Origin of the sequence: Candidatus Megaera venefica, from assembly GCF_034554655.1 — a bacterium.
In the GTDB taxonomy this organism is placed as follows: Bacteria; Pseudomonadota; Alphaproteobacteria; order Rickettsiales; family Rickettsiaceae; genus Megaera_A; species Megaera_A venefica.
Genome location: NZ_JARJFB010000094.1, coordinates 1 through 7,669, shown reverse-complemented (window position 1 = coordinate 7,669; position 7,669 = coordinate 1). Strand labels below are relative to the sequence as shown.

Below are 7,669 nucleotides of genomic sequence, written 5' to 3'. Positions count from 1 at the left end.
TTTATCAGAGAGGTCAACTTTTTTTGTATTTTTATTATCTAACTCTATAGCCATATTCCGCATGCTTTTAGCTAGAATCAATAGATGCTCGTTATTTGCTAAAGACAGGTACCCTTTTTCAAATTCTTGTAAAGCTTTATAAAAATTCATAGAACGCACATTCTTATTTAGTGTTTGTGTAGGAACTCTTAGCATAAGATCAAATCCATAAAAGAGAAAAACAGCTTTTTTCATTATATTGAGATGTGCAATTTCTTTTCGGGAAGGATTGCGACCAAAATAATGTTTTAAGAATTCTTGTTCATAAAGTGTATTCCCAAAATTGAATACAATAATAGTGGCAATATCAAAAAATGGATCATCTTGCCCGGCATCCTCAAAATCTATAACTTTAAAATTTCCATCACTGAAAATAATATTATTGGGATTTAGATCTCCATGTGTTGCAGTTTTCTTAAACGACTTTATCTTCTCTAATTTGGCAATAATAGATAGAAATTTTGAGGTTTCGCTATCGTTAAAATGGATTTTGATTTTTAAAAGGAGGTTTTTGATTTGCTCCCTAATAGGTATGTGCTCACAAAATTTTGGACCATTGTGAATGCTTTTCAACAAATCGGCAAGCTTTAAAGCTTTTGTTGTCTGGTCTAGTTTTTCTTCCGATGTTTGCAAAAAAGACATCACAATTTCTTCTTTATTCATATCATAACCATAAAGCTTTGGACCATAGCCTTCTTCAGATGCAATTTTTTGAGCTTGTAGTTCTTGGATCTTATAATCTTGGCTCCGATGAGCAATACTACGAATAACGTAAAACTTTTTTCCGTCTGAAACTTTATATAAGGTAGAGCCAGATAATCCACCATTTAGAGGGGTAATTTCAGTCCAATTTTTATCTAAAGAATTAAAAGCAATAGAGGAGTAAATCTTTTTCAAATTACAAGAATGATTGGCAGGCCCATTATATGTGCTACACCCCACTAATATAAGAGAGCTTAATATTACGATTCTATTCATAAATTCTTCTATAAAATATTAATGTACAGATTACAATAATATTTGTAATCGTTAAAACCATAGTGGGGGATAACAAAGTAATATATAGTTTGTACTGTTGTTGTGGTAGTTTACCAGGATTACAAAAATCTGGCTATTTAAATATTTATCGCCAGAGTAATTGATAATTGTTAAGAATTTATGTGCACTTCACTTGTTGGTACCAATTAACCTCTAGTTTTTGTTCCTATATCTGTTTTAGATGACTGCAAAACTTTCTCGGTGTTGGATTTTGGTCTTTTAGAACTTAATATATCTCCAACAACATTCTTTCTTTTTTTAGAACTATTAAGAGTAATAGTTTCTCGTTTTTTGATTTGGGGCTTACTTTTTGATTTAGATTTATCTTGTTCCATTTTGTTAAGGAGTCCGTCGAAATCTGAAGCTTTAAACTTATAAGCGACAATACTTGCAGCTTTGGTTTGCCCTTTTTCTTGCTTTACATCTAGTTTAAGTAATGCAATAAAATCTTTCTTAATTACTGAAGGGGTCGATGGCTCATTGAGAATATCAACAATTTTCTTCATCGACGCTGTTTCGCTAGTCAATTTGCCGTCAGAACGAGAAGTTGCAGCAGTAGCTATAAATCCAGATAATACTTCTGTTTTGCTCTTTCCTTCCCAAGCTTCAGGTTTACAAAACGACAATAAATCATTTGATTTTTCTTGCTTACCACCTAGAACTTTATCTTTCCACTTTGAAACGATTCCATTATTTTGAGTTTCTTCAAAAATTTTAAGCATAAACTCTTTTCGATCCAGATTTAGATCGGGTTTGGTTCCAATACCATGATTCTCAAAATGTCTACCTGTCTGAATAGATCCTTTTATATGTAGATACTCAGCGTTGCGTTGCGCTTCTGCAAATGATAACGTTCCGACATCCTTAGTATCAAGTATCACAGCATTTAAAGCATTATCGCGCAAACCTTCATAAGTTTTATTGGTTTCTTTTGAATATTCAAAGTTTCCACCAACCTTTGCAAGGAATTTAAAAACCACATCCATAAGAAATTTCATAATCATACCAGGATTAGAAATTTTCTCTTGAGCACTATAAACAGCTATGTGAGCCTCATTGTCTCTACTATCTGAGCCAAATGCTAAGGCTAGCGTTCTGCCCTTTTTCTTGGATTTTTCTATTTCCTTATTAGAATCGGTAATATCCTCTACATCAGGAGATTGATCCTGACCATCAAAGTATTTTTGAGGGAGGTTATCACGATAACCACCGTCAACATATTCAACACCGTTAATCTTTACAGGCTCAAATACTATAGGAATTGAGGCTGAGGCTCTGCAGGCAAGGGCAATTTCAACATCTGGTGTTTTTCTAGCGTCAAAAATTGTAAGTTCACCTGTTCCTCGATTTGTTGCTGTAATAACTAAATCTTTGAATTTAATTGGATCAATTAAATGAAGTAGATCTAGATCTTTAAAATATATTGTTCCACTCTCTTGAGCTCGTTTATTCATCTCAGTAAACTGTACTCCATTAGAATCTATTATCGATTGTAATTTAGTTTGTTTTTCTTTTAATATCTTTAGTTCTTCAAGAGCTGATGGACTAGAATCATTTTGTAACTTGGTTATTTCGCTTGTAATAGACTCCATTCGAACATTACATATATCCATTATGTCTTTGTCTTTTAGATAATTAATAACATTGTTACTAATTGTATCGTGCATCAGTTGATATAGAGGTTTTCCATCTTTGTTTACGATGAAACCCTCACCTAGTAGTTTCTCAAAATTTGTTTCGTTAGATAATTTCTTAAAATCTTCGGCACTGATACCAGTTGCAATAAGTCCAGCTGTCATTGCCCCGGCTGAACTACCGGCGACAGCCTCAAGTCCGGCAAGAACTCCAGATCTTTCTAGTTCCTCGTGGACCCCAGAATAGATAGCTCCTTTGGCTCCACCTCCACTAAAGGCAGCGTATTTAAATGGTTCATTTTGTGCTCTCTTTAGCTCGCTTAAGTAAGAGTATTTTGCCATATCTTTCCCCTATTCAACTATATGTTACTATTCTATACACAAAGTAACGTACTGGACAAACAATTTCTTTAAATGACATGTAATGCTTTTCCTGCTATAGTGCAATTTTCTGACAAGAAGCTCATTCAAATAGTAATTCATAGACAATGCAATTCATAGACGAAGCAAGGATTTATATAAAAGCTGGTGATGGCGGTAACGGTGCCGTTAGTTTTCGTCGTGAGAAATTTATTGATCGTGGTGGGCCTGATGGTGGGGATGGTGGAGATGGTGGAAGTATTGTTTTTCGTAGCAATTCTCATTTGAACACTTTGCTTCAATTTCGGTTTAAACGTCATTTTATGGCAGATAATGGACAGAACGGAAAGGGACGCAATAAATCTGGTAAGACCAAAGATGATTTAATACTCCAAGTACCAGTAGGAACACAGATTTTTTCCGAAGATGGTAATTTGTTAATTTACGATTTTACCACAGACAATCAAGATTTTGAGATGTTAAAAGGGGGCTTGGGTGGCCTTGGTAATGCTCATTTCAAATCTTCAACAAACAAGTCACCTCGTAAACGTACGGAAGGAGAAATTGGCGAAGAAATGAACATAGCTTTAAAACTAAAGCTACTTTCAGATGCTGGGTTAATTGGATTGCCAAATGTTGGTAAATCTACTTTCCTTTCAATGACTTCGGCAGCAAAACCTAAAATAGCTGATTACCCGTTTACCACTCTAAAACCTGGTCTTGGAGTTGTTTATGTTAGCGATGAAGAGTTTGTGCTTGCCGATATTCCTGGACTGATAGCAGGTGCTCATGAGGGAAGCGGTCTTGGAGATAGATTTTTAAAGCATATAGAACGTTGTGGGGTCCTACTTCATATTATTGATGTAACGCATGAAGATGTTAAGCAGGATTACCTGACTATTCGAGACGAATTAGAATCCTATTCCCCATTATTAAAGGAAAAAACAGAAATTATTTGTCTAAATAAAGTTGATAGTGTTTCTGAAGAAGAATTGGCTGAAAAAATGAAAATTCTAAACAATCTCACAGGGCAAAAAATTTATCCAATTTCCGGCTATACAGGCAATGGAATTGAAATCGTTTTGAAAAAAACCCTAGAAGCAGTTAAAGCATGGCAAAACCCTGAGGAGTAGAAGTTTTTTTAGATTCTGGTTTATTTGTGTTTAATTCAATAGAGCACTTTATTTATAATATCTCCAAGCTTTCTTGATACTATTTTTATATCATATTTTGAGCATAACTTTGAATATGCCGATTTTGCACATTTTTTTGCCTTCTCTGGATTATCAACAAATTCAGTTAACTTGTCAGCTAAATCCTCTGCTGAATTAACTGTGGCTAATAGAGCATCAACATTATGATCCAATATTTCGCTTGGACCTTCACATTTTGTTGATACTATAGGTTTGGAATATTCCATTGCTTCGAGAAGAACTATGCCAAAAGGTTCGTGAATAGAGGGTAAACAAAAAATATCTATTTCTGCAAAGAACTTTTTTTTATCCTTGATCCAACCGGGAAAAGTCGTTATCTCGTTTATGTCTAATTCTTTGGATTTATTCTTTAGTTGTTCCTCATCCTCACCACCACCGCCAAGTACTAATCTAACATTATACTCTCGGTGTTTCAGAATTGCTAAAGCATCTAAAAGATATTCATACCCCTTTTGTTTGACAAAGCGACCGTAACTACCAATTACTATTGGGTCATGAAATTTTGACTCTTCGTATTTTAAATTGATTCTAAGCATGTTTGGTATTTGGAATATTCTGTCATGATCATAACCGTTATCGGTCATATATTGTCTTAGATGATCAGTGATTACTATTACATAATCACATTTCTTCAGACGCTTATAGCTATAATTATGAGCAACGCCAATTAGCTTTACTGACTTTGGTTTGAGAGCTGCTGCAAAATTTATTGCTCTTCCACCATGTGCTATAATGACATTTGGTCTATATAGTGCAATTAATATTCTTAAATATATTTTCGATATAATACACCAGGAAGTTAATGTAGGAAGCTTAATTGAGTCGGTGAGTTGATCATTTATGAGTGCGTAGGCACTTGAAATATTTATGACTTGATATCCAGTCTCTTGGAGGGCTTCATTATAATCTAGGTATGCTTGCTGAATTCCGCCAAGCTCTCTACTAACCATGATATTAAATATTGGCATAAATGTTTCTATTTATTAGTTACATATAAGATAATAACATTAGTAGGATTAGTTTAAAGCTAAAGTTTAATTAACATTGAGTTTTGACTCTTGACTGAATTTTTCAAAATTAGTATCCTTAATTCTTAATGAGTAATAAAAAGTTATATTTGAGGTAAAATAATGAGTCAAAAGTTGAATTTTGGAGAATTTTGTTGGAACGAATTAATGACGTCTGATACCAAGAAAGCCCAAGCATTTTATCAAGATTTGTTTGGTTGGACGAGCACAAAACATGATATGGGTGAATCTACTTATACTATGTTTATGCAGGGTGATAAAACTATAGGGGGTATGCTAAAAACTCCAGAAGATAAAGCAAATATTCCTCCGCATTGGATGAGCTACATCAGTGTTGCAGACCTAGATGCTACTCTAGATAAAGTAAAAAAATTAGGCGGAACCGTTATAGTTCCAAAGACAACTGCTGGTGATATGGGAAGTTTTGCAATTATTCAGGACCCTACTGGTGCGCATATTGCTATCTGGAAACCGTCCCAAAAAGCTATGTAACTTTTGTTAAAGTGTACTAAGTGTCTATGATGCAGCGGCGGTGGCATCTGGTGGTCTGATGTATAAAGGTTCTATAGGGTTGATTTGCCCTTTATTTATCATATCATCTGCCAATCTTGCAATATGAAATGCTTTTATAGTGTGGAATCTTGGGAGTATGGTAAGTCTATCTAGATCTTTTATTTCATTATATACTGACGCTAAGCCACTGCCTGCGCAAGCGTTAATCCCAGGGTAAGCTTGTATAAGCTGTCTGATGTCCTTATTGTCAACTAATTTAGGATTTGACGGATGGTTGCTTCGATTAAATATTTGTACATATTGCTGATTTCTATAGGCATTTAGTATTATTATAGCATTTTCAAAATCTAGCACTTGCTGAGTCAGTCTGTAATAAGCCGCATCAAAATTAGTTATGCCAATACCCTTAATATTAGTAGCGTGAATAATTCCTTTTGCCGCAGCCAAACCAATCCTGACTCCGGTAAAACTTCCTGGCCCTACTGTTACAGCCATGTATTCAAGATCTTGGTATTTTAGGCGTGCATTTATAAGAGAGCTCTGTACCATTACCATCAATCGCTCAGCTTGCATGGATGGACGCAACTCTTGCTCAAATGAGACTATTTCCTGACCAAATGAAACTGCAACAGAACAGCTATTATTTGAGACATCAAAACAAAGAATTTTGTTCATAATCGATTGAATTATAGGGATTTCTACGGTATACAATAATATACGAACAGATGAAAAACAATATGAAAATAATTGCTGGCTCAAGTAATCCTAATTTAGCATTAAGACTAGGCGTAGATTTGGGATTCGAGGTGCTTGATACAAAACTTAGTAAATTTAATGATGGTGAACTTAAAATTCAGGTTCATGGCTTTATTGGTAAGGAAATATTATTAATTCAGTCTACTAGTGCGCCGGTGAATGACCACCTAATGGAACTGTTACTTCTTGCTGACACTGCTAGGCGCGGGGGGGCAAAGAGGATTATTGCGGTTATCCCATATTTTGGTTATAGTCGGCAAGATCGTTGTGATTATAAAAATGGCCCAATTTCTGCAAGTGTTGTGATAAAGATGATTGAGGCAGCTGGGGTTACTGAGGTTATTACTCTAGATCTGCATTCAAATCAGCTTGAAGGTGTTTTTAATATTCCAATCAAGAATCTCAGTACTCAAAGTATATTTTTTCCAGTGATTCAAGGCCAGGTAAATAATATTGTTATTTCTCCAGATATTGGAGGAATCTCAAGAGCAAGAAACTATGGGTCTCTACTTGGAACAGATCTTGCAATTATAAATAAAAGTAGAGATTTGAATAACGTATGCTCAATGAGCGAAATTATAGGCGACGTTAAAGGTAGACACTGCATTATTATTGATGACATAATAGATGGGGCAAATACAGTCTGTTTAGCCACAGAGCTCCTGCTTAAAAATGGAGCAAATAGCGTTGAAGCAATTGTAACTCACGGTGTTTTGTCAGGGGGTGCCGTAGCAAAAATACAAAAATCAGCGTTAAAACATCTATATATATCAGACTCAATCAGTAATCCTGTTCTTCCGGATAAGCTGTCTGTGTTACCTACTCATGAACTATTAGCAGCTGCTATTAAGCTGATTTAACTTGAGATGATTGTGTTGTGTGTTCGATGGCATATTACTAAGCCAGTTCCAGGGCTTGACCCGTGATCTTCTTTTTGACTGCAAGGTAAAGAAATCCTGAAACGAGTTCAGGATGACTTTTACAAAACTAATAATTATAGTAATTTGTCTCTCCGTCAAAACTCTAAATTTTTGATATAATTTCAAGAATTTCAAAAATAAATCACCGCACATTCATTTTTTGAGCT

7 protein-coding genes are annotated in these 7,669 nt (G+C 34.8%); 3 read left to right on the top strand and 4 right to left on the bottom strand.

What is annotated here, in order from left to right; genetic code table 11:
• On the bottom strand, nucleotides 1-936 hold a 936-nt coding region (locus Megvenef_RS06175), incomplete at its 3' end, for a phosphotransferase (RefSeq protein ID WP_322777104.1).
• 287 nt (nucleotides 937-1,223) lie between these two features.
• On the bottom strand, nucleotides 1,224-3,053 hold the full coding sequence (locus Megvenef_RS06170; protein WP_322777103.1) for a patatin-like phospholipase family protein: 1,830 nt from the start codon (nucleotides 3,051-3,053) through the stop codon (nucleotides 1,224-1,226).
• 146 nt (nucleotides 3,054-3,199) lie between these two features.
• Here Megvenef_RS06170 and obgE point away from each other — a divergent pair, with 146 nt between their 5' ends.
• Nucleotides 3,200-4,204 (top strand): GTPase ObgE, encoded by a 1,005-nt coding sequence (gene obgE, locus Megvenef_RS06165; protein ID WP_322777102.1) that lies wholly within the window; start codon nucleotides 3,200-3,202, stop codon nucleotides 4,202-4,204.
• A gap of 35 nt (nucleotides 4,205-4,239) precedes the next feature.
• Here obgE and Megvenef_RS06160 read toward each other — a convergent pair whose 3' ends face one another.
• Complete coding sequence (locus Megvenef_RS06160) at nucleotides 4,240-5,253, bottom strand: glycosyltransferase (protein WP_322777101.1); 1,014 nt, start codon at nucleotides 5,251-5,253, stop codon at nucleotides 4,240-4,242.
• 162 nt (nucleotides 5,254-5,415) lie between these two features.
• Here Megvenef_RS06160 and Megvenef_RS06155 point away from each other — a divergent pair, with 162 nt between their 5' ends.
• On the top strand, nucleotides 5,416-5,805 hold the full coding sequence (locus tag Megvenef_RS06155; protein WP_322777100.1) for a VOC family protein: 390 nt from the start codon (nucleotides 5,416-5,418) through the stop codon (nucleotides 5,803-5,805).
• Nucleotides 5,806-5,829: 24 nt separating this feature from the next.
• Here Megvenef_RS06155 and tsaB read toward each other — a convergent pair whose 3' ends face one another.
• Complete coding sequence (tsaB, locus tag Megvenef_RS06150; protein WP_322777099.1) at nucleotides 5,830-6,501, bottom strand: tRNA (adenosine(37)-N6)-threonylcarbamoyltransferase complex dimerization subunit type 1 TsaB; 672 nt, start codon at nucleotides 6,499-6,501, stop codon at nucleotides 5,830-5,832.
• A 50-nt stretch (nucleotides 6,502-6,551) separates the two neighbouring features.
• Between tsaB and Megvenef_RS06145 the strand changes: the two genes are divergently transcribed.
• Nucleotides 6,552-7,442 (top strand): ribose-phosphate diphosphokinase, encoded by an 891-nt coding sequence (locus tag Megvenef_RS06145; RefSeq protein ID WP_322777098.1) that lies wholly within the window; start codon nucleotides 6,552-6,554, stop codon nucleotides 7,440-7,442.
• Nucleotides 7,443-7,669: the final 227 nt, after the last annotated feature.

What these genes read in the sequence shown, in the direction of transcription:
- Megvenef_RS06170 (WP_322777103.1), bottom strand. Translation starts at nt 3,053, where the DNA reads ATGGCAAAATACTCTTACTTAAGCGAGCTAAAGAGAGCACAAAATGAA.
- obgE (WP_322777102.1), top strand. Translation starts at nt 3,200, where the DNA reads ATGCAATTCATAGACGAAGCAAGGATTTATATAAAAGCTGGTGATGGC.
- Megvenef_RS06160 (WP_322777101.1), bottom strand. Translation starts at nt 5,253, where the DNA reads ATGCCAATATTTAATATCATGGTTAGTAGAGAGCTTGGCGGAATTCAG.
- Megvenef_RS06155 (WP_322777100.1), top strand. Translation starts at nt 5,416, where the DNA reads ATGAGTCAAAAGTTGAATTTTGGAGAATTTTGTTGGAACGAATTAATG.
- tsaB (WP_322777099.1), bottom strand. Translation starts at nt 6,501, where the DNA reads ATGAACAAAATTCTTTGTTTTGATGTCTCAAATAATAGCTGTTCTGTT.
- Megvenef_RS06145 (WP_322777098.1), top strand. Translation starts at nt 6,552, where the DNA reads ATGAAAAACAATATGAAAATAATTGCTGGCTCAAGTAATCCTAATTTA.